Origin of the sequence: Priestia sp. J2 (assembly GCF_020790095.1) — a bacterium.
GTDB lineage: Bacteria > Bacillota > Bacilli > Bacillales > Bacillaceae_H > Priestia > Priestia zanthoxyli.
Genome location: NZ_CP086208.1, coordinates 4714017 through 4739525 on the forward strand (window position 1 = coordinate 4714017; position 25509 = coordinate 4739525).

The following is a 25509-nucleotide window of genomic DNA, read 5'->3' on the forward strand; positions in this document are numbered from 1 at the left end:
TCAATTACCGAAGCAGCGCCTCTTCTGCCTCTCTAATTAGCTCTTCTCCTAAGCTGATATACTTTTCTGGAAATGAAGCGTCTGCGTCTTGGGGTTCTGCAAACTGATTAAATGAAGCACCCACGTTTCCATTGTGAACATTGTCATCTAGGCCAATTTGATACTTATGTGAAAGTAAAAATGGCGTACCAATCTGTACGGTTGTTCCTTTAGAATCCAGTTCTCCATTCGTAGCTGTAAACGGGATACGTAAAAACTGATAGCCGACTTCATCGTTCATCTTATAGTCGAATGAACCATGATCATAATCCCAATTTCCTCCAATGTTATACCCAAGCGGCTTAAGCGTTTTTTCTAATTCATAAAGCTTGAATAATGTGCCGTCTAATCTTGAAGATAATTCAATCATCTTATCCCTCCTCTGTTTTAACATGTCCTTTTTCCAGCTTTTTATCCTTTATCTCAAAAGCAAAAAAGTTCACCTTCTAACAAGAAGGTGAACTTTTTATTTATTTCAAACGCTTTTCTAATTCTGCTTTTTTCTCTTCAAAACCAGGTTTTCCAAGAAGAGCAAACATATTTACTTTATATGCTTCTACTCCAGGCTGATCGAACGGATTTACTCCTAGTAAATAGCCGCTGATTGCGCATGCTTTTTCGAAGAAGTATACAACATATCCAAACGTATACTCATCTAGCGCCGGAATGTTTACAACTAAGTTTGGAACGCCTCCGTCTGTGTGAGCAAGCATTGTACCTTGGAACGCTTTTTTATTTACAAAGTCAACTGTTTCCCCAGCTAAGTAATTTAGTCCATCTAAGTCCGCTGCATCTTCTTCAATTGTTAGCTCATGACGAGAATCTTGAACTTGTACAATTGTTTCAAAAATATCACGACGACCTTCTTGTACATATTGACCTAAAGAATGAAGATCCGTTGAGAAGTTAGCAGATGAAGGGTAAATACCTTTTTGGTCTTTTCCTTCACTTTCACCAAATAACTGTTTCCACCACTCAGCAAAGTATTGAAGAGCTGGCTCATAGTTAATCAGCATTTCAATTGTTTTTCCTTTATTATAAAGAACATTACGAGCTACAGCATATTGATAAGCTGCGTTTTCTTCTAGCTCTGATGATGAAAATGCTTCTTGAGCATCAGCTGCCCCTTTCATCATTTGTTCGATATCAAGACCTGCAGCGGCAATTGGCAATAAGCCAACTGCTGTTAATACTGAATAACGGCCGCCTACATCATCTGGAATAACAAATGTTTCATAGCCTTCTTCGTCCGCTAATGTTTTTAATGCGCCGCGCGCTTTATCTGTTGTTGCATAAATACGCTTGCGTGCTTCTTCTTTGCCGTATTTCTCTTCTAATAATTTACGGAAGATACGGAAAGCAATCGCCGGTTCTGTTGTTGTACCAGATTTTGAAATAACATTAATAGAGAAATCTTTATCTTGTAAAACATCCATTAAGTCTTTCATGTATGTTGAGCTGATGTTGTTACCAGCAAAAATAACTTGCGGAGTTTTACGCTGTTCTTTTGATAATGTGTTATAGAATGAATGCTGAAGCATTTCAATAGCAGCACGAGCACCTAAGTAAGATCCTCCAATACCAATAACAATTAATACATCTGAATCAGATTTAATTTTTTCTGCACTTTTTTGAATGCGTGCAAATTCTTCTTTGTCATACTCCGTAGGAAGGTCTACCCATCCTAAAAAGTCGTTCCCAGCACCTGTTTTTTCATGAATTGAATGGTGAGCTACTTTCACGGCATCACGTAAGTATGTAAGTTCATGTTCACCAAAAAATGATAACGCGTTTGAATAATCAAAACGAACATGTGTCATAGTCTGTTCCTCCATTAAAATATCTTTATTTTCCACTTTATCGAAACTGTTAGCTGAATTCAAGTGAATCCACTTACAATTTGACACAATCATTATAGTTTGTTGAAACTGCAATCATTGTATGTACCCTTTTATTTAACGATAAATTCCGTTATGAAGTCAACTAATGTTCTTTGATTACAGAACGGAATTCATGCACGATGACGCAAATAATAAGCAAATAAAAAACGACTAAAGAGTGGTCTTCAATCGTTTTTTATTTGCTTACCGGATGGTGCAATATAGTTCATTTCACCTATCTTTACATATTGTCTCGGTTTATAAGAGGCTTTTAACAGGGAAGAGTCTATTGATATGGAATTTTCAGCTTCACTTTTAGAAGTGATTAGCATCCTGTTTTCTTCTTTCATTTCCAAGTGATTATTTAGCACAAATCCACTCATACATAGTGCGGTAAAAATGAGAAAACTGATGGCTATTTGTTTCCTATACATTTCCATCACCTCACTCTTAGAGTGACAATTTCGCATGATTTTTATACGTCGAAAAAAATTTTTTTATGTTTTTTTTATGGATTTTGTGACGAGTTTCTATTTATTTAATAAGCCTTGAAAATTCTGCTGATACTAAGAATTAGCATGGATGCATGCATAATTAAATTATTATATAATCGGTTACAGAATTGAATATCACAAGGAGGTTTGTCTTTTGTCGTGGTTGCACTTGGTGATTTTATCGCCTTTTTTATTAGCCTTTTTTGTCCCGCTTCTGTATAGGAAATTCCAGCGTATTCATACAGGGTGGTTCGTTTTACCTCTTCCACTTGTGTTGTTCATTTATTTCACACAATATATCAGTGGTGTTTCTAAGGGGGAAACATATCTACATTCAATGAAATGGATACCTAGTCTGGGCATTAACTTTGATGCTTATGTGGATGGACTCGGTCTTCTATTTTCTCTGTTAATCACCGGAATTGGGACACTTGTTATTCTTTACTCCATTTATTATCTTTCTAAGACAAAAGAAGCGCTGCATTCGTTTTATGTCTATTTGCTTCTTTTTATGGGATCTATGCTAGGAGTTGTATTATCAGACAATTTAATGAGTCTTTACAGCTTTTGGGAATTAACAAGCCTTTCATCTTTTTTATTGATTGGTTATTGGTACAAACGAGAGAAATCTCAATACGGAGCCTTAAAATCTATGCTCATTACCGTATTCGGAGGACTTTCCCTATTAGCAGGAATTGTACTTTTATACGTCATGACAGGTACTTTCAGCATACGCGAAATTATCTCAAACGTAGATGTGGTTACATCAAGTCATCTATTTATTCCAGCTCTAGTCCTCATTTTATTAGGGGCCTTTACAAAATCTGCTCAGTTTCCTTTTCATATTTGGCTGCCAGATGCAATGGAAGCTCCAACCCCAGTGAGTGCATACCTTCATTCAGCTACAATGGTAAAAGCGGGAATTTATCTTTTAGCAAGACTCAGCCCTGTTTTTGCTATAAGCGCCACTTGGTTTTTTGTTATTTCAATCATAGGACTAATTACACTGTTTTGGGGCTCGTTTTCAGCAGTAAAGCAACAAGACTTGAAAGGGATTTTAGCTTTTTCAACAATTAGTCAGCTTGGGATGATTATGTCACTTATAGGAGTAGGTAGCGCAGCTATTCACTATGATTTTTTAGACGATAATATCTACTTAGTGGCTCTTACTGCAGCAGTTTTCCATTTGATTAACCACGCTACCTTCAAAGGCAGCTTATTTATGGTAGTAGGCATTGTCGATCATGAAACAGGCACGCGTGACATTAGAAAGTTAGGCGGGTTAATGAGCTTCATGCCTGTCACATTTACCATTGCTATCATTGGGGGATTTTCAATGGCAGGTCTCCCTCCCTTTAACGGATTTTTAAGTAAAGAGATGTTTTTTACAGGCATGGTAAACGTGACAAAAATGGATATGTATAGCATGCAGACGTGGGGAATTTTGCTGCCTATCATCGCTTGGGTGGGAAGTATTTTTACGTTCGTCTATAGTATGATTCTTGTCTTTAAAACCTTTACAGGCAAATACCAGCCCGAAAAGTTGGAGAAGAAGCCGCATGAAGCACCAGTAGGCATGCTGATTTCACCGGTTATTTTAGCATCATTGGTTGTTATTTTTGGCTTTGCTCCTAATTTATTAGAATCAACCCTTATTGAGCCAACAATGGCCTCTATCGCACCTAGCCTGCTAGCTGAAGGTAAAGAATATCAAGTGCATATTAAATTTTGGCACGGCTTTACGCCAGAATTATTTATGACGCTAGGGGTCATCACATTTGGTATTTTGTTGTTTATGACGCTTCAAAAGTGGTCAAAAATTTATACACGATTCCCTTCTTCTTTAACGCTTAATAACGGATATAATTATGGCATTAAAGGGATGGAAAAAGGCTCAACGCGCATCATGAAAACATTAATGACAGGATTTATTAGAGACTATCTTTTAATCATTTTTACTTTCATAGGCATTTTACTTCTCGTAACGCTCTTTTCTCAGAATGCCTTTGCGATTGATCTAAAAGATACTGCTTCTATCGGCGTTTATGAAGCCATACTAGCAGTTGTAATGGTTGCGGCTACTATTACAACTTTATTGGCAAAATCACGCCTCACAGCCATTATTTCGCTGGGAGTTGTCGGGTATACGCTTTCTTTATTTTTCGTATTATTCCGCGCTCCTGACTTAGCTTTGACTCAATTAGTTATTGAGACTGTATCCGTATCACTGTTTTTACTATGTTTCTACTACTTGCCGGAGTTTCGGAAGCGAAAAGTAAGGGTGAAGTTTCAACTGCCAAATTTACTGGTTGCCCTTCTTGTAGGAACGACCGTTACATTGCTTGGCATATCAGCAAACAGTACAAAACTATTTGAATCGATTTCACATTACTTTATTGAAAACAGCTATGAAAAAGCAGGCGGCGAAAACATGGTGAACGTAATCCTTGTGGACTTCCGCGGATTTGATACATTATTTGAAATTACCGTACTTTGTATAGCAGCTCTTGCTATCTATGGCATGATTCGTCTTCGGTTAACAAAGGAGGAAGAAGAATGAAAAAAAATGATTTGATACTACAAACCACAACGAAAGTAGTCACGTTCATTATTATCATTTTTGCCATTCATCTTTTCTTTGCAGGTCATTATACACCCGGGGGAGGGTTTGTTGGGGGACTTACTACCTCAGCAGCCCTTGTATTACTACTGCTGGCTTTCGATATAAAAACGGTATCGAAAGTCATCCCATTTGACTATAAGAAGGTGGCGGCCTCTGGACTGCTGCTAGCTATTTTAACGGGGCTTGGGTCATTTATTTTCAAAGTCCCATTTCTGACTCACACATATAGCTACTTTAACCTTCCCCTTCTCGGGAAAACATCTTTAGCTACCGTTGTACTGTTTGATTTAGGCGTATATCTAGTAGTTGTTGGTGTTACGATGACCATTATTCAAACGATTGGAGAGAGTGAATAGTGGAAATATTAATGTCCATAGTGGCAGGGATTCTATTCACTGCCGCTGTATATCTCATGTTATCCCGCAGTTTACTGCGAATTATTATTGGAACAGGCTTATTAAGCCACGGTGTTCACCTGTTGATTTTAACGATGGGCGGATTAAAAGGGGGGAGTGTTCCCCTTTTGGGAGAAAAGGCTTCTTCTTATACAGATCCTTTACCTCAAGCCCTTATTTTAACTGCCATTGTCATAAGCTTTGGTGTCACTTCTTTTTTCCTTGTACTAGCTTACAGGGCTTATCAAGAACTCGGAACAGACGATATGGACAAGTTAAGGGGAAATGAACATGACGAGTAATTTTGTAATCATCCCACTGCTTATCCCGTTTGTTGTAGGTGTTGTGCTCATTTTTTTCAAAGACAATATTAAACTTCAAAGGATAATCAGTGTTTTATCATTAATCACCACCACTGCTTTTGCTGCATATTTGGTACAGTTGGTTCAATCAAAAGGTGTTTTAACTCATGAGCTTGGGAACTGGAAACCTCCTTTTGGAATTATTCTAGTAGCGGACATGTTCGCTTCCCTTCTCGTACTTACTGCTAGTATCGTAACACTATGCTGCGTTCTTTTTGCTTTTCATACAATTGGCGAAAGACGTGAACGCTTTTACTTTTATTCGTTTGTACAGTTTTTATTAGTAGGCGTATTTGGCGCTTTCTTGACAGGTGATATCTTTAACTTATTTGTCTTTTTTGAAGTCATGCTTATGTCTTCGTACGCTCTTATTGTAATTGGCGGTACAAAAGAACAGCTTCGAGAGTCTCTTAAGTATATTTTAGTCAATGTCATTTCATCTGCTTTGTTTGTAATTGCTGTTGCTTATTTGTACGCCGTAACAGGAACTCTCAACATGGCAGACCTTTCGCAGCGAATTGCAGAGGCTAATCAGCCGGGAATTTTAACAACCATTGGCATGCTTTTATTTATTGTATTTGCATTAAAAGCAGCTTTATTCCCAATGTATTTTTGGCTTCCAGGTTCGTACAGTGCGCCTCCACCCGTTATTATCGGATTGTTTGGTGCGTTGCTCACAAAAGTAGGCGTTTATTCGATTTTCAGGACTTTCACTTTACTGTTTTACCATCATCCTGAATTTACTCATCAAATTATCGGCTACGTTGCGCTTTTGACTATCGTTGTTGGTGCAGTAGGCGCCATTGCTTATTCGGATGTGAATAAAATTTTAATTTATAATATTATTATTGCTGTGGGAGTCATTGTCTACGGTGTAACTTTAACAACAAAAGCAGGTTTTGAAGGAGCCATTTATTATTTAATTCACGACATGATTATTAAAGCAGCTCTCTTCCTTCTTGCTGGAAGCATCATTCGAATAACTGGAACAACAAAATTAAAGAAAATGGGTGGGTTAATTAAAGACTATCCGCTGCTTGGCTGGATGTTTTTTATCGCTACTATTTCGTTGGCAGGAATTCCTCCCCTAAGCGGCTTTATTGGAAAATTCCTTTTAGTTCAAGGCGGTTTAGAATCAGAGAGCTACACGTTTGTAGGAGTTTTACTCGTTTCAAGCCTGCTCGTTTTATATTCTGCCATTAAGATTTTCATGAGCTGCTTCTGGGGTGAACCTACGCTTTCTTCTGAGCATGAAAAAGTATCCCTTAAAGGTATTCTATACCCATCCGCTATCTTACTTGCTGTTTCTGTCTTTTTAGGACTAGGTGCAGAAGCTGTTATTCCTTATGTGTCGACAGCCGCTCAAACGCTTATGGATCCTTCAATTTATATCCAATCGGTGTTAAAGGAGTAGATCTGCATGTCATTTCAACTATTATTAAACGTAATCATTGCATTCACATGGATGTTTTTGAGAGGGATTTGGACACTACCTTCTTTTATTATAGGATTTTTCTGGGGAGCGGTACTGCTGTTTGTTTTCCGCCGTTTTTTTCACAGACGTTTTTACCTGCATAAAGTGTATGCGATCATTAAGCTGCTGTTTATTTTCATACGAGAATTATTCAAAGCCAATATTGCAGTGACGAAAGACGTATTGCGCCCTAAATTAAATATTCAGCCAGCCATCTTTGCAATGCCAACCCGTCTGGAGAGTGAATGGGAAATTACCATTCTTTCTCTTTTAATTACGCTAACGCCAGGCACACTGGTAATGGATGTGTCAGATGACAATTCTACTATCTATATTCATGCAATCAATACCGACGATATTGATGACATTATTACAGATATTCAGCAAACATTCGAAAAAGCTATTATGGAGGTGAGTCGTTAAATGCTCGATATTTTTCTAAACGTTTCGCTCATTCTCATTTCTGCTTCAACTATTGGGTTTGTTTACCGAGTGGTAAAAGGTCCGTCAACTGCTGACCGAGCAATGGCCCTTGATGCTATTGGAATTAACATCATTGCTATCACGGCCATCATCTCGATTATTTTTCGAACTCAGGCTTTTTTCGAAGTCATTTTACTGCTAGGCATCATAGCCTTTGTAGGTACCGTTGCTTTTTCTAAGTTTTTAGAGAAAGGAGAAGTGATTGAATATGAACGTGATCAGTGAAATCATTGTAGGAGCTTTGGTACTCATAGGGTCTCTTCTGACAGTTGTGACCATGATTGGGCTTATTCGTTTGCCTGATACGTACACAAGAAGTCATGCTGCCTCCAAAAGTGCTACCTTAGGCGTCCTGTTTATATTAGTGGGCTGCTTACTCTACTTTTGGATTGACACTGGCCATATTAGTGCACGGTTAATTTTAGCGATTGTCTTTGTGTTTATCACCTCTCCTATTGCTGGGCATTTACTAGGAAGAGCAGCTTATTACAGCGGAGTTCCTCTTTCTGATAAAACCGTTCGGGATGATTTGAAAACCAAACAGCAGAAAAAGCTTACCCATCATGAATAAAAAAAAACGCCGTGCGGTTTGCACGGCGTTTTTTATCGAGAATCTTATAAAGAAGCGCGTAGGATTGCTAGTACATCTTCTTTGTTTAATTTTTTAAATTTACCAAATTCACCTTTGGCCATCGCACGATCAGCCATAAGATCTAATTTGTCTTCGCCAATATCATAATCAGCTAAGCGAGTTGGTGCACCTAGGCTTGACCAGAATTCACGAAGCTTATCCACACCTTCAAGTGCTACTTCTTTATCTGTCTTACCTTCCGTATCTACGTTAAATACGCGTACAGCTACTTGCTTGAAGCGATCTACGTTCTCATCCATTACGTGTTTCATCCAGTTCGGGAATAAAATTGCGAGTCCACCCGCATGTGGAATATCATATACAGCTGATACCGCATGCTCAATATTATGAGTAGCCCAATCGCCTTGGTGTCCCATTTGTAACATACCGTTTAATGCGATGGTACCATTATATAAAATCGTTTCACGTAACTCGTAGTTTTCTAAGTCGTTTAATAATTTTGGTCCCGTTTCAATAACCGTTTGTAGCACACCTTCACACATGCGATCTTGAAGCGGCGTATTTGTTGCAGCATGGAAATATTGTTCAAATACGTGGCTCATCATGTCAACCATGCCATAAACTGTTTGATTTTTTGGTACAGTAAATGTATTAACCGGATCTAAAATAGAGAATTGAGGGAATGTTGCCGGACTGCCCCAGCCGTATTTTTCTTGTGTTTCCCAATTTGTAATAACAGAACCAGCATTCATTTCTGAACCTGTTGCTGCTAATGTTAGCACTGTTCCAAATGGAAGAGCTTCAGCTGCGAATACGTCGCGGTTAATGATGTCCCATACGTCGCCATCATATTTTGCGCCAGCTGCGATTGCTTTTGTACAATCGATTACGCTTCCTCCACCTACTGCAAGTAAAAATTCAATACCGTTTTCTTTACAAATATCGATTCCTTTGCGAACAGTTGTCAGACGAGGATTCGGTTCTACTCCCGCTAACTCATGTACTTCTGCATTCATGTCATTCAGTACATCCATTACTTGATCGTATAAACCGCTGCGTTTTACACTTCCTCCACCGTATACTAATAATATCTTTTTACCAAAGCGACTTGCTTCTGTTTTTAATTGCTCTAATTGACCTTTACCAAAAATTAATTTTGTAGGATTATAAAATGTAAAATTGTTCACTATAAACTCCTCCTTACGAGCTTGATTACATGCATCATTATGAAGAACAACTTTTTGATTGTAAAGAAAATTGACTTCCTAAAGATTATTCCCTGTTGGCTAGATGCTCACCCCATCCAAATGAACGTTTATTTGTCTGTATCTTCCAAAAGCAAATATGCATATTTCCCTCTAAAAAAAGCAGGCTAATAAGTGAACTACAAAACAAGGAGGGTTCATCATGAGTGGTATTCAACGTATTGCGCTCGTATTAACGATTATTGGAGCAATTAACTGGGGACTTATTGGCTTTTTTCAATTTGATTTAGTAGCAGCAATCTTCGGCGGTCAAACATCTGCTTTCTCCCGCATTATTTATGGATTGGTTGGAATCGCAGGACTGATTAACCTAGGTCTATTATTTAAACCTTCTGCTGAAGTAGAGCGTACAGAACCTAGAACGGAACATTAAAAAAGAAGGATAGCTAAGCTATCCTTCTTTTTTTCTTATTTCTTAATTAGATCTTCGCGGTTTGATTGCTCAATCCACTCTTCTAATTTTTCTTTTAATGTGTTGAATCCTTGAGTAGATTCAGTATGAACTGTTGCTTGACCTTGACGCTTTTTAGCAGGTTTTTTAGGTGCAGAAGCTTCAGTTTTTTCTGGAGCTGGCTCAGTTGCACGAATAGATAAACCAATTTTACCAGTTGACTCATCAACAGATAAAACTTTAACGTTTACTTCGTCTCCTACTGATAAATGTTCGTTAATATCTTTAACGAAGCCATGTTTTACTTCTGAGATATGAACTAATCCTTGAGTTTCTTCATTTAATGCAACGAATGCACCGTATGGTTGAATTCCTGTTACTTTACCTTTTGTAACAGTACCGATTTCAAATTTTGACATATAAACACTCCTAGATACCTTATTATTTTCACCATTATAGCCAATTTAAAATTATAGCACAGTTCATAGATTGAATCAAAAAGTAGTTATACTATATTTATTATTTACCAATTTCGTCACAAATATAAACTAACACTACATTTCATCATAGCAAAAAAGATATTATATCAAACCGTCTATACGATATGACATAATATCTTATTTTTATTATAACTTATTTTCAACAAAACGGCTAATCCGTTTTATGGATTCTTCTAATGATTCCATTGAAGAGGCGTATGAACAGCGAATATGTCCCTCTCCACCTTTTCCAAATACATTGCCTGGCACGACGGCTACTCGTTCTTCAAGCAAAAGCTGCTCAGCGAATTCTTCCGATGACAATCCCGTTTTCTTGATAGACGGGAACACATAAAACGCTCCTCCGGGAGAATGGCATTCCAGACCAATTTGATTTAATGACTTCACCATATAGTTCCGTCTTCTGCGATAGCTTTTTCTCATCTCTTCTACGTCATGCTGCCCGTTTTGTAGTGCTTCAATTGCTCCATACTGGGCCATGGTAGGCGCGCACATCATTGTATACTGATGAATTTTCAGCATTGCTTTAGCAATCTCAGTTGGTGCACATATGTACCCAAGACGCCATCCAGTCATAGCAAACCCTTTAGAAAAGCCTGAAATAATAATAGTTCGTTCTTTCATTCCTTCTAAAGAAGCAATAGATGTAAATTCTTCATCATATGTTAATTCTGCATATATTTCATCCGTGATAACAAGCAAGTCATGCTTGATTACAATATCTGCAATAGCCTGCAACTCTTCTTTAGATAGCGAACTTCCTGTTGGATTATTAGGAGAACATAAAAGAAGGGCTTTCGTGTTGCTTGTAATGACTTCTTCAATCTGTCTAGGCTGTAGTTTAAACTCTGTTTCCGCCGTTGTTTCAATTGCCACAGGAACTCCTCCTGCTAGAGAAATTAACGGACTGTAAGACACAAAGTTTGGCTCCACGACAATAATCTCATCTTCAGGATTAATCAAAGCTCGCATTGTAATGTCTAAAGCCTGACTTCCTCCAACGGTCACAATAATATCATCTTTATAATCATACGAGACGTTAAAATTTCTTTTCATATACTTCATAATTTCAAAGCGGAGCTCTAAAAGCCCCGCATTTGCTGTATAAGAGGTATATCCTCTTTCCAACGATAAAATACTCGCTTCTCGAACAGCCCAAGATGTGACAAAATCAGGTTCACCTACTCCAAGAGAGATGACGTTATCCATACTTGCTGCTAAATCAAAAAAGCGGCGAATACCTGAAGGTTTCAGCTGTTGTACAGTTGTTGACAAGCGCTCTTTCATTACGGAGACACCACGATTCTGCGATCTTCATCGCCTTGATCGTAGATGGTACCATCGTGCTTGTATTTTTTCATAATAAAGTGAGTCGTTGTAGATAAAACAGAGTCTAGCGTAGAAAGCTTTTCAGAAACGAAAAATGCTACTTCAGACATTGATTTTTCTTCAATAATAACAGACAAATCATATGCTCCTGACATTAGGTACACGGATTTTACTTCTTGAAAACGATAGATGCGCTCCGCAATCTCGTCAAAGCCTACTCCTCGCTTTGGTGCAACTTTTACATCTATCATAGCTGTGACGCCCTCATGTCCATCTACTCGTCTCCAGTTAATATCAGCTGAATATTGCACAATTACTTTTTCTCTCTCTAACTTTTTAACAATATTAGAGGTTTCTTCAAACGTTAAATCCACCATTTTTGAAATACTATCTATTGAAATACGGCTATTTTTTTCTAGAATTTCTAAAATTTCTAACTCTTTTTCTTCTAAGAACACCGCGTTCCCCTCCTACACCGATTAAATTTTTTCACTTTTTCCATTATATCAAATTTAAACACATCTTTAATGTGAAATCTATACCGGTAATTGAGTTTCATTTTATAGATTGCTGGAAATTAGGACAGACTAGAAAGAAAAAGATGGAGTGAAACAAATTGACTGACTCTAAAATTACTTGCCACCAGCGTACTTTTAATGGCGTCAATGTTTACTACGAATGCCATAACTATCACCCTGATAAACCATCTATTGTATTTATTCACGGCTTTTTATCATCCAGTTTTAGCTTTCGGCGTTTAATTCCTTTATTTGAAGATACGTTTTCTATCATTACGCTGGACCTTCCGCCATTTGGGCGAAGTGAAAAATCGTTAACCTTTCAATACTCGTATAAAAACTTAGCCAAAATTGTCATCGAGTTGATTGAATACTTAAAATTGAAAGATGTTGTACTATCGGGACACTCAATGGGAGGACAGGTTTGTTTAAACGTAGCAAAATTAAAGCCTTCTTGTGTATCAAAACTCGTTCTTCTGTGCAGCTCAGCTTATTTAGGCCCTTCACATTATGGGTTGGTCATGTCTTCTTATGTTCCCTTCTTTTATCTGTGGGTAAAAACGTGGCTGTCTCGCAAAGGTGTATTAGGTAACTTGCAAAATGTCGTATTTGATCATCAGTTAATCGACGAAGAAATGATTGATGGCTATACTGAACCCTTTTTGGATGACCGTACGTTTATGGCTTTGACAAGAATGATTCGTGATCGAGAAGGAGACCTCTCCTCAAAGGATTTGCAGCACATAAAAAAACCAAGTTTACTCATTTGGGGAGAAGAAGACCGAGTTGTCCCTTTACATCTCGGACGTAAATTAAAAGATGATTTGACAGACTCTACCTTTATCTCGTTAAAGGAAATTGGACATCTTTTACCAGAAGAGTGTCCCGACATTGTGCAGTCTCATATGGTCGATTTCTTGTACGGTGAAAAAGCCCTGTCTCAATAATGACGGAGCGAGTTCATATATTTCACACGAGGCGCTAACTTTAATAAAAAATTTATTAGTGGTGCTTCAGCCAATTTTCCCACTTTCTTTATTGACTTCACAAGTTAACTTCGTTGACAAACGTATTAAAAATAAGCAAACTATTATATTAAAAAAGGGGGTACTTTTATTGTCTACTTTTTCTTTTGATCAATTAATTAATCGTACAGGTACGCAGTCCGTAAAGTGGGACAAAACGGATCTCGTTTTTGGAGCAAAAGATGTTCTGCCTTTTTGGGTAGCTGATATGGATTTCCAAGCGCCGCCTAATGTTCTTCAAACCATTAATGAGCGTGTCAAACACGGTATTTTCGGCTACACTTCCCCTACTGAATCTACGGCAAATGCTTTATCATCTTGGGTAAAAAACAAGCATCAGTGGACCATTGATCATGAATGGATTACATACAGTCCAGGAGTTGTATTTGCCCTGAGTATGGCTATTCAAGCATTTACGGAACCTGGAGATTCAATTTTAATTCAACCTCCAGTTTATACTCCGTTTTTCAACATGATAGAGGTAAATGATCGAGAAGTTGTTGAAAATCCGTTAAAACTTGCGGGCGATAAATACGAAATTGATTTTGCAGATTTAGAGAAAAAATTTGCAGAAGGCGTAAAATTAATGATTCTTTGCAGTCCTCATAATCCAGTAGGACGCGTGTGGACAAAAGAAGAACTGAAAAAACTTGCCGATCTTTGTCAAAAATACAATGTATTAATTGTTTCAGATGAAATTCATTCTGATCTAATTTACCATTCTTATAAACACATTCCCATCAGCATGGTGAGTGAAGATGCAGCCAATCGAACCATTACGTGTATGGCCCCTAGCAAAACATTCAATATACCAGGACTTCAAGCTTCAGCTATTATTATTCCAAATGAGAAGCTGCGCACACAGTATGTTCAGCAGCAGCAAAAACAAGGTTTCTCTAATTTAAATACATTTGGAATCATTGGTTTAGAAGCAGCTTACAGCGAAGGTGGCGAATGGCTAGAAGCACTGCTTGTGTATCTGAAGAAAAATGTAGATCTCGTGACAGGGTTTATAAGTGAACACTTACCTGAACTGCGAGTCATTCAGCCGGAAGGAACTTATCTACTATGGATTGACTGCAACAAGCTGCTCTTATCAGAAGAAGAATTACATGAACGTTTATTAGAAAAAGGCAAAATCGCCGTAGAAAAAGGCGAAAAATACAGTTCCACATATGGAAAAGGTTTTATTCGCTTGAACATTGGCTGTTCACATGAACAACTTCAAGAAGGATTAAATCGCTTAAAAATAGCTTTAACGTAAAAAACAGCGTTCTTTCTCACGAAAGAACGCTGTTTTTAATGTTTTTTTGAAATAACTCCGCACGCGATTCGCTTGCCAGAATTACCTGATGGCTCTGTCATTCCATCATCACCTTGTTCAGTAATTACAAGAGAGGAACCATCCATACGCTTAACGAGAGACGTCTTTCCTTCTTTTAACGTGACTTGAGGAACCATATCCGTTCCTTTATACGTCTGATCGTCTTCTACCACAATATTTTTCATATCGCCTAAATGTGGTCCTTTTGGATTTAACAGTCCGTGTTTCTTTTTATCAGGATCAAGGTGATTTCCTGCACTTTTAAAGTTAGGAGCTTTGCAAATCCCCATTTCATGAATATGTACGCCGTGTTCGCCAGGTGGAAGTCCGCTTAAATCGTACGTAAACTCAATTCCATCAGCCTGCTCTTTCAATTTGACTGTACCGATGCTATCTCCATCTGCGTTATAGACTTTGACTTCTTTATTGGATATTTCTTTTTCCATACACCCCGTTAACAAGAAAAAAGGCACGGTTCCAATGAGTAGTAGTTTTTTCATGTTGCCCTCCAATCGCATACGCACTAGCGAAAGTTTTAGATGTCTTTCCATAGATTGTCCAGCAACATATCATTTTAAACGCTTACATTTTATTTGCATTTCATTAGAGTGACTTCTTATTTTCTTGTTCTTTCAGCTTTGCTTCTAATTCCTTCGTTTTTTCTTCTTCTTTTTTAGACACCTTGATGATGAACCGCCAGACTGCAACTGCTGCTAGTACAAAAATCGCCATTGTAGCAAAAGCAGGAATATATTCTGTTTTATCTTCCGGAAAATAAAGCAAAAACATTAAATACATCATGTACAACATCCTTTCATAGAAACGGTAGTAGGTTTTGATTTATACTGTTTATAACAAACACTTTACTTAAAGGAGATCTGGCAATATGACATTTACAATTGGTCAAACCGTTACAGCACTTTATAAAACCGGGAAATACATCGGTGAAATTACACAAGTTCGAGATCTGCATTATGTTGTACGAATTCAAGCTGTGTTGAAGCATCCAGAACAAGGTGACTTACATAATCCTGGACAAGTGGACGTACCTTTTTTTCACGAGCGAAAAGCACTTGCGTTTCGAGAGCAGGCCAACATTCCTCAAAAAATGGTTCATCTCTATGAAGACAGCGTTCCTGATTATAAGCATTCACTAAAAAAAGCCCTTGAATTAAAGATAGCTGAACAACAAGCCAAAGATAGCGCTTTTGCTCAAGCAAGTATTGCCTGTTTAGAAGAGTTAAAAAAAGAGTACGGTATTCATTAAACAAAAAGCCAAATTCACATAGAAGTGATTTGGCTTTTATAATGCAAATTTATTTAATACTTTTGAAAAATCGATTCGATCTCCTATGGTCGTCGGCTCCGGTTTTTGAAGGTACCGCTTATCTTTTTCTACAAGCTTAAAGATGTTGAGTGTCGTCATCGCATCATCAAGCGCGCAGTGGTGCTTTCCAGTTCCTTCTTTACCATACTCTTGCACAGCTTTCCAAAGGCCGGTTTGATTTTGATCTCCAAAAAAGCGCTTATACTCCATCGAAAGATCAATTTCTTTACCTGTAAAAGGAAACGGCACCTTATTTTTTTGACAGCACTGCCTTAATACTTTCATATCCATGTTTCCCCATGTAATAATCGTGCTGTTTTTATACATGCCCAGTCGCTGTACAAGCTGCTCTAGCGTAATTCCTTCATTTACTTGATTTTGTTCGATATGGAGAAATGATTTACAGCGCTCAGTTAATTTTGTGAAGTGTGTAGGCTGTACGTAAGAGGAGAAACGATCAATGATTTCTTGATTTTTAACAAACACCAAACCAACTTCAATGATTTCCGGAAAAAAGCCTTTTGGAAAACCTTTATACTCTGGCATTGTAAATTCAAAATCAATGAATAAATACTGAGAGTTCTTATCCAATATTATCACCCCTTTGTAAAATAAACCGCCCTACTATATTAATGCTATTATAGCACGATTGAACAATCGGAAGGTCTATTTTCTGTTCTTATTTTTAATATTATGAATATTCTAGTTGCTGAATAAAAAGAATACTTTACTACTACTATATTCTAGAGCATGTCTCTATGCGCAGGGTAACTGTCACGAATAGACATAATTTCGCTTCTTTTTTTTACCTATTTTTTCACTTTTTTATGTATCCGCTCTTCCAAATTCTCTTTAAGCTCTCACATCAGTGTGTGAGGTGCTCCTCCTGACTTCAAAAGCATACCTCACACCTTTTAGACTAAGCCTTTCTTATATTTAAGCTTTAGGCAGAATAGCAAGCGTGCACCGGGATATACAGATTAAATTCTCTTCTTCATCTTGAATTTTCACTTCCCAAACCGCTGTTTTTTTTCCTTTATGTAAAGGAACGCCTATAGCTGTAACTGTTCCATCTTTTTTCCCTTTGATGTGATTAGCATTAATCTCTAAACCCACACAGATTTCTTTTTCAATATCTACACTTTTAATAGCACCTAGACTAGCCACAGTTTCGGCTAACGCCACCGATGCTCCTCCGTGCAAAAGCCCGAATGGCTGACGCGTTCGCTCATCAACAGGCATCGTCGCTTCCACTCTTTGTTCACTTGCGCTAATAATCTCAATTCCTAATGCTTCTAACAGCGTATCTTTTGTTTTCATATACATACCTCCCTTTGTATCTAGTATACAATAACGGTTTTGCTACAACATATACGAACCCTCTACATATACATAATAAAAATCCGTTTTTTAGGAGGATTCTTATATGAAACCATTTGCTCCCTTGTCTTACTACTGGCCATCGTACTACATGCCTCACCCTTATACATACAGGGTACCTAGCTTACCTGAGGCGGACATAGCGACTTTCCAGCAATCTCTTAAAGTGATTCCCTCTACCATGCAAAGCGCTACCATATTTATTCAAAGAGCTAACGCTTCGCCAGCTTTAATAAAAAAAATAAAAGCTGCTGCTCAAGAATCTAAAATGAGTGAAGTAAAAAGACTCATTCTTTCAACAGGTGTTAAGGCCAAAATTGATGTTTTTTATACGCCAGACTATATTAAAATTACGTTTATTCATCCCGATAACCAATTTGACTGCTGTCACGTTTCGTTAAATATTAAATGGTAAAACACAAGGAAAAAAGTCTTATTTTCTTTTGAAAAAGATGTACATGTTGTTTTGTTTCGAATATTATAATATATGCCGTTTTTGGATGTAAAAACAAATTACACGATAATTGTATTTAGGAAATAAATATGATATTGTATTTGGAAATATATTTTTTCTTTAGGAGGGATGACATGATGAGACATGTTACGCTAGTAGAAATTTTCACGCATCCTATCGCTCAAAAATATTTAACACGATCTGGCGTTGCGCATGCTGTATCGGTCGCCTATCATGCGTTTCGTCTATCTGTACAGCATAATGTAAACCCTGATTTAGCTACAAAAGCAGCGCTGCTTCATGATATTGGCCACTACGAATGGTACACAAATGGTCAGTGGGATTATGAGAAGTATCGTCAAAATGATATTCACGCTATTAAAGGTGCTGAACGTGCACATAAATTACTCATTCGTTTAGGCGAGGAACCTCAGGCGGCAAAAGAAATTGCCTTAGCTATTTTACTACACACAGACTCCTATTTGCCTGAAGGAACCATTCAGCAACGCCCTCTTCAAAAAGTAGTCAAACTAGCTGATGAAGCTGATGAAGAGCCAGGCGGCAAACATCATTACCGTGAAATGGAATACAATTTGGCTGTAAAGAAAATTAAGGAGCTTGATAAGAAAGTGCTTGAACTTCTACATTCCAACCAATTTAAACAGTTAGGCTGACAGGATTAACTCCTTTCATAAGAGTTAATCCTTTTTATTATTTCTCCTCATAATTCCCTGCAAATTACTCATACTACTTATTGATTCTCATTTTTGGTTAGTTAGGAGGAAGAAGAATGTCTAAAAACGCTAGAGGTTACGTGCAGGATTCTTGTACGTCATTAAATCAGGCAAAAGCAAGCCTTGAACAAGCTCTTCAAACAGTAGAGAAAGATTCAAATCGCGAACATATTGAACAATCTCTTCAGGCTGTAGAGCAAGCATTAGGAGCTTGTGACAGCACTGCTTCTACTCTTTCTCAAGCATGAAAAAAAAGCAGCCGGTTTTGATCGGCTGCTTTTTTTTCATTAGAGACCCTCTATTTACAAGATAACTGAGGCAACCCACCCAAAAATAATGAGTGGAATGTTATAGTGAAGAAAAGTTGGTACACACGTATCCCAGATATGATCATGTTGACGATCGACTGCTAGTCCAGATGTTGGTCCAAGCGTACTGTCTGAAGCTGGTGAACCAGCGTCTCCAAGCGCTCCTGCTGTACCAACAATACAAATCGTTGCCATTGGACTCATACCAAGTTCTAAGCAAAGAGGAACAAAAATCGTCGCGATAATTGGAATGGTAGAGAAAGAAGAACCAATGCCCATTGTGACTAAAAGCCCGATGACAAGCATAAGAAATGCACCCAGCATTTGGTTTCCGCCAATAAGAGCAACAGAGCCTTTTACAAGTGCTTCTACATCTCCAGTTTCTTGAAGAACTTTTGCAAAACCAGAGGCTGACAGCATAACAAATCCGATGAAAGCCATCATTCTCATTCCGTTCGTTAATACTGGATCTGCTTCATTCCACTTCAAAGCCCCGCTGAAATAAACGACCACAATTCCTGCAAGCGCTCCGAAAATCATAGAATCTACTAAGAGCTGCACAGTTAAAGCCGCTACAATCGCAAGTAACGCTACTATAATCCCTCTTGTTGTGTAACCTGTACGCTCCTCTGCGCCTTGATCAATGTCAATGTCTTTATAACTGCGCGGCTTACGGTACGAAATAAACACAGCAAACAATAAGCCCGCTACCATTCCTAAAGCTGGAAGAGCCATCGCCGTGGTAATATCTCCTTTATCAATCGTTAATCCACTTTCTTTGATGTTAGTAAATAAAATGTCGTGATAAATCTTACCGAATCCTGCCGGCAAATACATATAAGGTGTAACCAATCCAAATGTAATAACTGTTGCGACTAATCGGCGATCTATTTTCAACTGATTAAATACTTTTAATAGCGGTGGAATTAAAAGCGGAATAAATGCAATGTGAACCGGAATAACATTTTGAGAAAAACACGAAATAATAAGGATGATCAATAAAATCAGTACTTTTGACAGTGACTTCTTTTTCGTTTCTCCTTCTTTTCCTACTATTTTCAACGCTAGCTGAACAACGGCATCAGGCAGCCCTGTCCGCGAAACAGCCATTGCAAATCCTCCAAGCAAAGCATAGCTTAATGCAACAGAAGCACTGTTTCCAAGACCATCTGTGTATATACTTACTGTATCTGTGAGGCTGATACCGCCAACAAGTCCTCCAATTAGCGCTCCGACCGCTAAAGAAAAGACAACGTTGATACGCAATAAGCTCAAAATCAGCATCACGAGCACAGCTATTAATACTGCATTCATTTTGAAACCTCCATTTTTCTTTTTACTTTATCTCATTAAAACATTAGAGAGATAAACAACATGTTCATTATATTAGGTATAGAAAAAAAGTCAATCATCTTACTAAATAAACGTTTGTTTAACTTCTCTACATCCTTAACAATATAAGGATTTTTTTAAACAATCTTTTCTTCCTAAAAAGAAAAAAATGTTATGTAAACATATTAAAAAAGAAGCATCTTCGATGCTTCTTTTTACGTTTCTTTCTATCACTGCTATGTTCTTTTTATTAATTGGCTTCAAATGAACAAACCATCGCAGCTAGTGTTCGCACCATCACGCCTGTTGCACCTGAAGGTCCTAACTCATGAGAAGCAGCGGATGTTGCAGTTCCAGCAATATCCAAGTGAACCCATGGTGTTTGCTCTGCAAACTCACCAATAAAGGTTCCTGCCATAATTGCGTGCCCCTCCCGTCCAGGAGAGTTATTTAAATCTGCTACCTTACTTCCCCGAACACGCTTTTTGTCTCGTTCTGTAATAGGCAGCTCCCAAATCGGTTCGCCTGTCTCAATGCTCGCTTTCGCTATTTGCTGCAATAAAGCAGAATCATTCGTCATTGCCCCAGTTGTGTGTGTACCAAGAGCTACAATTACACCACCCGTTAATGTCGCCACGTCTACTAAATAATTTGCTCCATGATGCTTGGCATATGAAATACCATCAGCTAGTGCTAAACGCCCTTCAGCATCTGTGTTCAGCACTTCTATTGTCTTTCCATTCATTGCTGTAATAACATCATCTGGTTTAAAGGCACGCGCGCTAATAACGTTGTCAGTTGATGGAATGACCGCTACTACGTTTTGATGAGGTTTTAATTCTCCAATCGCTTCCATTGCACCAAGAACAGATGCAGCTCCACCCATATCTGTTTTCATGCCTACAATCCCGTCTTTAGATTTGATAGAGTAACCACCTGTGTCAAAGGTAATCCCTTTTCCTACCAACCCAATAACGTCTTCCCATTTTTCTTTACCTTGATATTTCAGCACAATCATTTTAGGAGGCTCTGCGGAACCTTGATTGACTGCGAGCAACGCGCCCATTCCTAGCGTTTCCATCTCTTCTTTTTCTAAAATTTCATATTCAAAACCATATGTATGTGCCATTTCTACTGCATAATTAGCTAAATCTGTAGCCGTTAGCATATTGCTTGGTAAGTTAACGAGGGTGCGGGCTGAGTTTGTTGCTTTCCCGTACGTATATCCAACCAACGCAGATTGTAAAACGTCTTTATAACAAGAAAACAGTTCAATTTTCTCAAGCTGCTTGTCAGGCTCATTTGATTTCTTTTTGTAGTTTTCAAACTCATACATAGCAAGCTGTTGAGCTTCTCCTAGTAAAGCTGCAGTTTCTTGCTCTGACCACTCTCCTGTATCAAATGTAGGAAGGACGACCGATGCGTTTGAAATTTTTGCTTCTTTTAACTTTTTAAATAAAAGGCCAAAGCTTTCTTTGAGCCCATTTTTAGTTAACGCTTGCTTTCGTCCGAGCCCTACAAAATAAAGACGTTTTGCTCCTAATTTTCCTAGTGTATGAATCGTTGATATCCGCTTTTCCTGTACGCGAATATCTCCTTCCTTAATCAAATGAATGAGCTGTCCACCTAAAGCATCATCAATTTCTTTTAGAAAGCCTTCAAACTGTTGATTTTGATTAAATAACCCGATTACGAGCGCTTCTGTTTGATGATCAACACCATATGTTTCTACGTGCGAAAACATAAAATTCCTCCCTTTTACGTATAGATATTTTATTTTTATTTATCATCTGCTTTGTTTAATCTATTCAGCAAGTGGAATATATATCATATTCACCACTGTTTTCATCTATATACATATGATAGCAGAAATACAATTTTTAATCACAGTTCAAAAACCTTAGTTTCACACATATACTTTCATCTACCACTGTTTTCATCATACGGATTTATCTTTTTAGACATTTTAAGTTGAGGGAGGACATCTCAATGGAGTTATTCTCAAATTTTCCACTTTGGAGTTCATTAATCGCTATTTTCTTTGCTCAATTTATTAAGATTCCCCTTTCTTTTGTAGCTACTAAAAAAATAGACGGCAGCTTATTTTTTAGTACGGGGGGCATGCCAAGCTCTCACTCCGCAGCCGTAACTTCCTTAGCAACTGCCATTGGGCTAGCAGAAGGTCTTAAATCCCCTATTTTTGCTCTATCCGCTATTTTTGCCATCATTGTCATGTTTGATGCTAAAGGAGTAAGAAGACACGCAGGAGAGCAAGCAACAGTTTTAAATCGTTTGGTTGAAGACTTTCAGCGCGCAGTAAAAGAGGCAAAGCTGTGGACGACCAATGAAGAGGACGAAAAACAAGTGAAGCTAAAAGAACTGCTTGGGCATAAGCCTATTGAAGTTTTCTTTGGAGCCTTAACAGGAATAGCAGTTGCTTTTGTAACGTATTATGTATGGCCATAAAACATAAGAAAACACATGAAGAATGCTTCATGTGTTTCTCGTTTATTTCACCTGCTGACGAAAAACTTGCATCGATTTCTTTTCATTCAGCATTGTTAACTCTTCTTCAGTTAAACGGCCGTCTCCTGATTTGACTACATAGACGTTTAATTCTTTCTTACCCCATATGTTATACACATCAGAAACAGTTTCAAAGTATAAATCAAGATGATTGCCTTTAATAGCCCCACCTTTATCTGCTACCACTCCGTACCCATAGCCCGGAATGAACAAGATCGTGCCGATTGGAAATATGGTTAAATCAGCAGCGATGGTTGAATACAAGTCACGTTTTACTTTAACGCCCGAATATGTAATACCATACCCTGGATGATTGGGATTTTTCCCAGTTGATTCGTAACCAGCTGTGTAACCCGTAGCCAATACATTCTTAGTTGGATAACGCGACCAATCAAATGCTTCTTCAATTGTCAGACGCTCTCTGTCATTGCTAGCTGCTTCAACTCTTAGTGGTTTTAGAAATGATGGTAAGAGCCTTTCATTCATTAGAGGATGCCCTGTACTGTTTATAAAAGGCATATATTTGATGACCGTGTTTATTGGGACGCCAGTAATTGCTTCATATGTTGTAAACAGCGCTCCGACCAGTAGTAGGCACATAATGAATCGCTTTGCTATTTTTCCAATCATTGTGATTTCCACAACTCCTCTCACGAATCTATTTGTTTCCAACATAAAAACAAATTATTCGTTCGCGAGAAGAATTTACATTCAAAACATTTGGTACCCTCTTGTTCGTAAAGATTTAATGGTAATACCTGAAGCTAGTGCACCTATAAAACCAGCCATTAAAATCGCAATGTCAGCTGTGGCTAAAGATAGCACTTTTGTACCTAGCTGCTGAAAGGAGTGAGCGGGATGTTGAATGTAATCAACCGCTCTTACATCATCAATAATAAGAATAAAAATTACGGGATAAATAATGGCCATAATCCAAGACATGCGAAGCAGCATATTCAACAAGAAACCGATTCCAAAAAACAACACAAAAAACAACAAGATGGAGATAATTAGGACAGGCACACTCATTTCCATTGCTTTTCGCCTCCGTTACTCTTTATACTCTCAGTTTACTTAAGAGTAATCAAGGCGTCAATCACAGAAAAGTAAGTTAATACCAAAAAAAGCAAAAGGTTTGAAGACCTTTTGCTTTTTGTTTTAAAAGAAATTAAATTTTCCCTTTTTCAATACAAGACCTGCTCCGCCTTGAAGGAAAAGCGAGCGATTATCAACAACTTTTTTCATAAAAGATGCGCTTGAACCAAATAGTTTTCGACCGTATACAACGCCAATTGCGTCATCATGCCCTAACGAACATACCGTTCCTTTAATATCTGGTTTGAACTCGCTTAATTCTTTTTGCCCTTTCATCAAACGGCTAATATTTTCAGCGCAGGTACCGCCTTGTTGCATAGCGATTTGAGCTGTTGGCGGATAAGGACGTTCTGTTTCTGGGTTAATCATTAGTGAACAATCTCCAATAACAAACACATCTTCATGCCCTGGTGCCAGCAAGCTATTGCTTACTTTTACACGTCCGCGCATGTTCTCAAATCCAGCTTTTTCAATTAAATGACTGCCTCGAACACCTGCAGCCCATACAACTGTTGCTGATTTGATTTCTTCCACTTGGTCATCTTTTGATACAATAATTCCTTCTTCTGTACACTCTTTAATCGCTGTTCCAATCTTGAACTCGATTCCTTTTCGTTCTAGCTGTGTTACCGCATATTCTACAAGTTCCGGATCAAAACCTGGCAAGGCCGTAGGCGCTGCTTCTACACAAATAACGCGTACTTTTTCACGCGGGATATCAAACTCTTTGCAAAGCTGAGGGACTCGATTTGCTAATTCTCCCACAAATTCAATGCCGGTAAAGCCAGCACCTCCAACAATGATTGTCAGAAGTTCGTCTCTTTTTTCCACTTCATTGTTGTACGTCGCAAACACATAATCAATATGCTCACGAATTTGACGTGCTGCATTAATGCTCGTAATGGTAAATGCATGTTCTTTTAAACCTTTAATTCCGAAAGTTTCTGCTTCGTACCCTAAAGCAACAACTAAATAATCGTACGTTAGCTCACTGTTTTCAAGAAGAACACGCTTTTCATCTAACTTAATATCTACGACCGTGTCTTTAATAAATGTAACCTTATTCGTGTTAATTAAATTTTTAACAGGAACACGAGAGCGATCTTGATGAATTGTACCTGCCGATACTTCATGAAGCCATGTCGTTTCGTAATGGTAATCGTTTTTATTTACCAAAACAATTTCCGCATCACTAGCACCCAGTTTCTTTTGTAAATTAACAATTGTCATAATGCCGCCATACCCGGCACCCAAAATGACGATTTTAGGCTTTTTCATAGGAATGTCATCCACCTTTTTTAGTTATAGTCACAAGTATGTCTTACAAATATAATGATAAGAGCAATTTTATTTGGTTTGCTTTTTTATGTTAGTTTGAGCAAGAACGATCATCGCTATCCATTTATTATTCATATAAGAAAAATAATGTGAATCACTTCACGTTCTTTTTTAAAAAAATACATTTTTTCTTTTTCAAAAAAATGTAAGCATAAGTCCTAGCTTGATTTACACAAACATCTTATGCTTTTTTCATCGGTTTTTCAACCCTTCACTTTGTATTTACAAGCTTTTAAATTTTCAATTACTTTCCTGTATACCCAGTTTTATATTTGACCAAAACGTGTGGTTATGTTAATGATTGCAAATACTGATCTTTAA

Annotated in this window: 31 protein-coding genes; 15 read left to right on the forward strand and 16 right to left on the reverse strand. The window is 37.8% G+C overall.

Going from position 1 to position 25509, the window contains the following annotated elements; all coding sequences use genetic code 11:
• Positions 1-4 precede the first annotated feature (4 nt).
• The 3 genes from LJY09_RS24440 to LJY09_RS24450 form a co-directional block, all read right to left on the reverse strand.
• Positions 5-409, reverse strand: coding sequence for a YugN-like family protein (locus tag LJY09_RS24440; protein ID WP_014457925.1), 405 nt, complete (start codon positions 407-409; stop codon positions 5-7).
• Between the two features lie 100 nt (positions 410-509).
• Positions 510-1859 (reverse strand): glucose-6-phosphate isomerase, encoded by a 1350-nt coding sequence (locus LJY09_RS24445; RefSeq protein ID WP_028412606.1) that lies wholly within the window; start codon positions 1857-1859, stop codon positions 510-512.
• Between the two features lie 245 nt (positions 1860-2104).
• Entirely contained in the window at positions 2105-2353 is a 249-nt protein-coding gene (locus LJY09_RS24450) for a hypothetical protein (protein WP_014457923.1), read from the reverse strand.
• A gap of 214 nt (positions 2354-2567) precedes the next feature.
• Here LJY09_RS24450 and LJY09_RS24455 point away from each other — a divergent pair, with 214 nt between their 5' ends.
• From LJY09_RS24455 to mnhG, 7 genes are read left to right on the forward strand one after another with little or no spacing between them, the layout of a single operon-like run.
• Positions 2568-4973: a Na+/H+ antiporter subunit A gene (locus tag LJY09_RS24455; protein WP_098112215.1), complete on the forward strand. Its 2406-nt coding sequence runs from the start codon at positions 2568-2570 to the stop codon at positions 4971-4973.
• A complete protein-coding gene (locus tag LJY09_RS24460; protein WP_013085301.1) occupies positions 4970-5392 on the forward strand; it encodes a Na(+)/H(+) antiporter subunit B in 423 nt (140 codons plus the stop codon). Before LJY09_RS24455 ends, LJY09_RS24460 begins: the two co-directional genes overlap by 4 nt.
• Complete coding sequence (locus tag LJY09_RS24465; protein ID WP_013059592.1) at positions 5392-5733, forward strand: Na(+)/H(+) antiporter subunit C; 342 nt, start codon at positions 5392-5394, stop codon at positions 5731-5733. Before LJY09_RS24460 ends, LJY09_RS24465 begins: the two co-directional genes overlap by 1 nt.
• On the forward strand, positions 5723-7207 hold the full coding sequence (locus LJY09_RS24470) for a Na+/H+ antiporter subunit D (protein WP_098112216.1): 1485 nt from the start codon (positions 5723-5725) through the stop codon (positions 7205-7207). The genes LJY09_RS24465 and LJY09_RS24470 overlap by 11 nt, the downstream gene beginning before the upstream one ends.
• 6 nt (positions 7208-7213) lie before the next feature.
• Positions 7214-7690: a Na+/H+ antiporter subunit E gene (locus LJY09_RS24475; protein ID WP_013059594.1), complete on the forward strand. Its 477-nt coding sequence runs from the start codon at positions 7214-7216 to the stop codon at positions 7688-7690.
• Positions 7691-7975 carry a Na(+)/H(+) antiporter subunit F1 gene (locus tag LJY09_RS24480; protein ID WP_013059595.1) on the forward strand — a complete coding sequence of 95 codons (285 nt, stop codon included), beginning with the start codon at positions 7691-7693 and terminating at the stop codon, positions 7973-7975.
• Entirely contained in the window at positions 7959-8321 is a 363-nt protein-coding gene (gene mnhG / locus LJY09_RS24485) for a monovalent cation/H(+) antiporter subunit G (protein WP_013085304.1), read from the forward strand. Before LJY09_RS24480 ends, mnhG begins: the two co-directional genes overlap by 17 nt.
• Before the next feature lie 44 nt (positions 8322-8365).
• On the opposite strand, the gene LJY09_RS24490 is transcribed toward mnhG, so the two are convergent.
• Entirely contained in the window at positions 8366-9529 is a 1164-nt protein-coding gene (locus tag LJY09_RS24490) for an iron-containing alcohol dehydrogenase (RefSeq protein ID WP_013085305.1), read from the reverse strand.
• 220 nt (positions 9530-9749) lie between these two features.
• Between LJY09_RS24490 and LJY09_RS24495 the strand changes: the two genes are divergently transcribed.
• Positions 9750-9980, forward strand: a complete 231-nt coding sequence (locus LJY09_RS24495) for a DUF378 domain-containing protein (protein ID WP_013059598.1) — start codon at positions 9750-9752, stop codon at positions 9978-9980.
• A gap of 35 nt (positions 9981-10015) precedes the next feature.
• On the opposite strand, the gene yugI is transcribed toward LJY09_RS24495, so the two are convergent.
• The 3 genes from yugI to LJY09_RS24510 all read right to left on the reverse strand — a co-directional run bounded on the left by yugI (position 10016) and on the right by LJY09_RS24510 (position 12285).
• Positions 10016-10417: a S1 domain-containing post-transcriptional regulator GSP13 gene (gene yugI, locus LJY09_RS24500; protein WP_013059599.1), complete on the reverse strand. Its 402-nt coding sequence runs from the start codon at positions 10415-10417 to the stop codon at positions 10016-10018.
• A gap of 207 nt (positions 10418-10624) precedes the next feature.
• Positions 10625-11785: an aminotransferase gene (locus LJY09_RS24505; RefSeq protein WP_013059600.1), complete on the reverse strand. Its 1161-nt coding sequence runs from the start codon at positions 11783-11785 to the stop codon at positions 10625-10627.
• Positions 11785-12285, reverse strand: a complete 501-nt coding sequence (locus LJY09_RS24510; RefSeq protein ID WP_013059601.1) for an Lrp/AsnC family transcriptional regulator — start codon at positions 12283-12285, stop codon at positions 11785-11787. The genes LJY09_RS24505 and LJY09_RS24510 overlap by 1 nt, the downstream gene beginning before the upstream one ends.
• A gap of 158 nt (positions 12286-12443) precedes the next feature.
• Here LJY09_RS24510 and LJY09_RS24515 point away from each other — a divergent pair, with 158 nt between their 5' ends.
• Positions 12444-13292, forward strand: coding sequence for an alpha/beta fold hydrolase (locus tag LJY09_RS24515; RefSeq protein ID WP_155017523.1), 849 nt, complete (start codon positions 12444-12446; stop codon positions 13290-13292).
• Positions 13293-13461: 169 nt separating this feature from the next.
• Positions 13462-14634: a MalY/PatB family protein gene (locus LJY09_RS24520; protein ID WP_228307447.1), complete on the forward strand. Its 1173-nt coding sequence runs from the start codon at positions 13462-13464 to the stop codon at positions 14632-14634.
• Positions 14635-14669: 35 nt separating this feature from the next.
• Here LJY09_RS24520 and LJY09_RS24525 read toward each other — a convergent pair whose 3' ends face one another.
• Both LJY09_RS24525 and LJY09_RS24530 read right to left on the reverse strand, forming a co-directional pair.
• A complete protein-coding gene (locus LJY09_RS24525; protein ID WP_033580466.1) occupies positions 14670-15194 on the reverse strand; it encodes a superoxide dismutase family protein in 525 nt (174 codons plus the stop codon).
• Between the two features lie 103 nt (positions 15195-15297).
• Positions 15298-15495 (reverse strand): hypothetical protein, encoded by a 198-nt coding sequence (locus tag LJY09_RS24530; RefSeq protein ID WP_033580465.1) that lies wholly within the window; start codon positions 15493-15495, stop codon positions 15298-15300.
• 85 nt (positions 15496-15580) lie between these two features.
• On the opposite strand from LJY09_RS24530, the gene LJY09_RS24535 reads away from it, so the two are divergent.
• Positions 15581-15961 (forward strand): kinase-associated lipoprotein KapB, encoded by a 381-nt coding sequence (locus tag LJY09_RS24535; RefSeq protein WP_034264171.1) that lies wholly within the window; start codon positions 15581-15583, stop codon positions 15959-15961.
• 36 nt (positions 15962-15997) lie between these two features.
• Here LJY09_RS24535 and kapD read toward each other — a convergent pair whose 3' ends face one another.
• Entirely contained in the window at positions 15998-16612 is a 615-nt protein-coding gene (gene kapD, locus LJY09_RS24540) for a 3'-5' exonuclease KapD (protein ID WP_013085312.1), read from the reverse strand.
• A gap of 345 nt (positions 16613-16957) precedes the next feature.
• On the reverse strand, positions 16958-17341 hold the full coding sequence (locus LJY09_RS24545) for a hotdog fold thioesterase (RefSeq protein ID WP_033580463.1): 384 nt from the start codon (positions 17339-17341) through the stop codon (positions 16958-16960).
• A 106-nt stretch (positions 17342-17447) separates the two neighbouring features.
• On the opposite strand from LJY09_RS24545, the gene LJY09_RS24550 reads away from it, so the two are divergent.
• From LJY09_RS24550 to LJY09_RS24560, 3 genes are all read left to right on the forward strand, one after another.
• Positions 17448-17816, forward strand: a complete 369-nt coding sequence (locus LJY09_RS24550) for a YuzC family spore coat inner layer protein (protein ID WP_033580462.1) — start codon at positions 17448-17450, stop codon at positions 17814-17816.
• Positions 17817-17992: 176 nt separating this feature from the next.
• A complete protein-coding gene (locus tag LJY09_RS24555; protein ID WP_013059610.1) occupies positions 17993-18529 on the forward strand; it encodes an HD domain-containing protein in 537 nt (178 codons plus the stop codon).
• Between the two features lie 116 nt (positions 18530-18645).
• Entirely contained in the window at positions 18646-18837 is a 192-nt protein-coding gene (locus tag LJY09_RS24560) for a hypothetical protein (protein WP_033580461.1), read from the forward strand.
• Between the two features lie 54 nt (positions 18838-18891).
• On the opposite strand, the gene LJY09_RS24565 is transcribed toward LJY09_RS24560, so the two are convergent.
• Together LJY09_RS24565 and LJY09_RS24570 are read right to left on the reverse strand one after the other, a co-directional pair.
• Positions 18892-20211, reverse strand: coding sequence for a Na+/H+ antiporter family protein (locus tag LJY09_RS24565; protein ID WP_033580460.1), 1320 nt, complete (start codon positions 20209-20211; stop codon positions 18892-18894).
• Between the two features lie 268 nt (positions 20212-20479).
• Positions 20480-21973: a leucyl aminopeptidase gene (locus LJY09_RS24570; protein WP_033580459.1), complete on the reverse strand. Its 1494-nt coding sequence runs from the start codon at positions 21971-21973 to the stop codon at positions 20480-20482.
• 245 nt (positions 21974-22218) lie between these two features.
• On the opposite strand from LJY09_RS24570, the gene LJY09_RS24575 reads away from it, so the two are divergent.
• Entirely contained in the window at positions 22219-22695 is a 477-nt protein-coding gene (locus tag LJY09_RS24575) for a divergent PAP2 family protein (protein WP_013085319.1), read from the forward strand.
• 42 nt (positions 22696-22737) lie between these two features.
• On the opposite strand, the gene LJY09_RS24580 is transcribed toward LJY09_RS24575, so the two are convergent.
• The 3 genes from LJY09_RS24580 to LJY09_RS24590 form a co-directional block, all read right to left on the reverse strand.
• Complete coding sequence (locus LJY09_RS24580; protein WP_033580458.1) at positions 22738-23385, reverse strand: 3D domain-containing protein; 648 nt, start codon at positions 23383-23385, stop codon at positions 22738-22740.
• Between the two features lie 81 nt (positions 23386-23466).
• Positions 23467-23790, reverse strand: a complete 324-nt coding sequence (locus tag LJY09_RS24585) for a YuiB family protein (RefSeq protein ID WP_033580457.1) — start codon at positions 23788-23790, stop codon at positions 23467-23469.
• A gap of 123 nt (positions 23791-23913) precedes the next feature.
• A complete protein-coding gene (locus LJY09_RS24590; protein ID WP_033580456.1) occupies positions 23914-25128 on the reverse strand; it encodes an NAD(P)/FAD-dependent oxidoreductase in 1215 nt (404 codons plus the stop codon).
• Positions 25129-25509 lie beyond the last annotated feature (381 nt).

Bases quoted from the DNA above. Each gene is read 5' to 3' on its own strand.
- LJY09_RS24440 (WP_014457925.1), bottom strand. From the start codon at position 409: ATGATTGAATTATCTTCAAGATTAGACGGCACATTATTCAAGCTTTAT.
- LJY09_RS24445 (WP_028412606.1), bottom strand. From the start codon at position 1,859: ATGACACATGTTCGTTTTGATTATTCAAACGCGTTATCATTTTTTGGT.
- LJY09_RS24450 (WP_014457923.1), bottom strand. From the start codon at position 2,353: ATGTATAGGAAACAAATAGCCATCAGTTTTCTCATTTTTACCGCACTA.
- LJY09_RS24460 (WP_013085301.1), top strand. From the start codon at position 4,970: ATGAAAAAAAATGATTTGATACTACAAACCACAACGAAAGTAGTCACG.
- LJY09_RS24470 (WP_098112216.1), top strand. From the start codon at position 5,723: ATGACGAGTAATTTTGTAATCATCCCACTGCTTATCCCGTTTGTTGTA.
- LJY09_RS24475 (WP_013059594.1), top strand. From the start codon at position 7,214: ATGTCATTTCAACTATTATTAAACGTAATCATTGCATTCACATGGATG.
- LJY09_RS24480 (WP_013059595.1), top strand. From the start codon at position 7,691: ATGCTCGATATTTTTCTAAACGTTTCGCTCATTCTCATTTCTGCTTCA.
- mnhG (WP_013085304.1), top strand. From the start codon at position 7,959: ATGAACGTGATCAGTGAAATCATTGTAGGAGCTTTGGTACTCATAGGG.
- LJY09_RS24495 (WP_013059598.1), top strand. From the start codon at position 9,750: ATGAGTGGTATTCAACGTATTGCGCTCGTATTAACGATTATTGGAGCA.
- yugI (WP_013059599.1), bottom strand. From the start codon at position 10,417: ATGTCAAAATTTGAAATCGGTACTGTTACAAAAGGTAAAGTAACAGGA.
- LJY09_RS24505 (WP_013059600.1), bottom strand. From the start codon at position 11,785: ATGAAAGAGCGCTTGTCAACAACTGTACAACAGCTGAAACCTTCAGGT.
- LJY09_RS24525 (WP_033580466.1), bottom strand. From the start codon at position 15,194: ATGAAAAAACTACTACTCATTGGAACCGTGCCTTTTTTCTTGTTAACG.
- LJY09_RS24530 (WP_033580465.1), bottom strand. From the start codon at position 15,495: ATGATGTATTTAATGTTTTTGCTTTATTTTCCGGAAGATAAAACAGAA.
- LJY09_RS24535 (WP_034264171.1), top strand. From the start codon at position 15,581: ATGACATTTACAATTGGTCAAACCGTTACAGCACTTTATAAAACCGGG.
- LJY09_RS24545 (WP_033580463.1), bottom strand. From the start codon at position 17,341: ATGAAAACAAAAGATACGCTGTTAGAAGCATTAGGAATTGAGATTATT.
- LJY09_RS24550 (WP_033580462.1), top strand. From the start codon at position 17,448: ATGAAACCATTTGCTCCCTTGTCTTACTACTGGCCATCGTACTACATG.
- LJY09_RS24555 (WP_013059610.1), top strand. From the start codon at position 17,993: ATGAGACATGTTACGCTAGTAGAAATTTTCACGCATCCTATCGCTCAA.
- LJY09_RS24560 (WP_033580461.1), top strand. From the start codon at position 18,646: ATGTCTAAAAACGCTAGAGGTTACGTGCAGGATTCTTGTACGTCATTA.
- LJY09_RS24565 (WP_033580460.1), bottom strand. From the start codon at position 20,211: ATGAATGCAGTATTAATAGCTGTGCTCGTGATGCTGATTTTGAGCTTA.
- LJY09_RS24570 (WP_033580459.1), bottom strand. From the start codon at position 21,973: ATGTTTTCGCACGTAGAAACATATGGTGTTGATCATCAAACAGAAGCG.
- LJY09_RS24575 (WP_013085319.1), top strand. From the start codon at position 22,219: ATGGAGTTATTCTCAAATTTTCCACTTTGGAGTTCATTAATCGCTATT.
- LJY09_RS24580 (WP_033580458.1), bottom strand. From the start codon at position 23,385: ATGATTGGAAAAATAGCAAAGCGATTCATTATGTGCCTACTACTGGTC.
- LJY09_RS24585 (WP_033580457.1), bottom strand. From the start codon at position 23,790: ATGGAAATGAGTGTGCCTGTCCTAATTATCTCCATCTTGTTGTTTTTT.
- LJY09_RS24590 (WP_033580456.1), bottom strand. From the start codon at position 25,128: ATGAAAAAGCCTAAAATCGTCATTTTGGGTGCCGGGTATGGCGGCATT.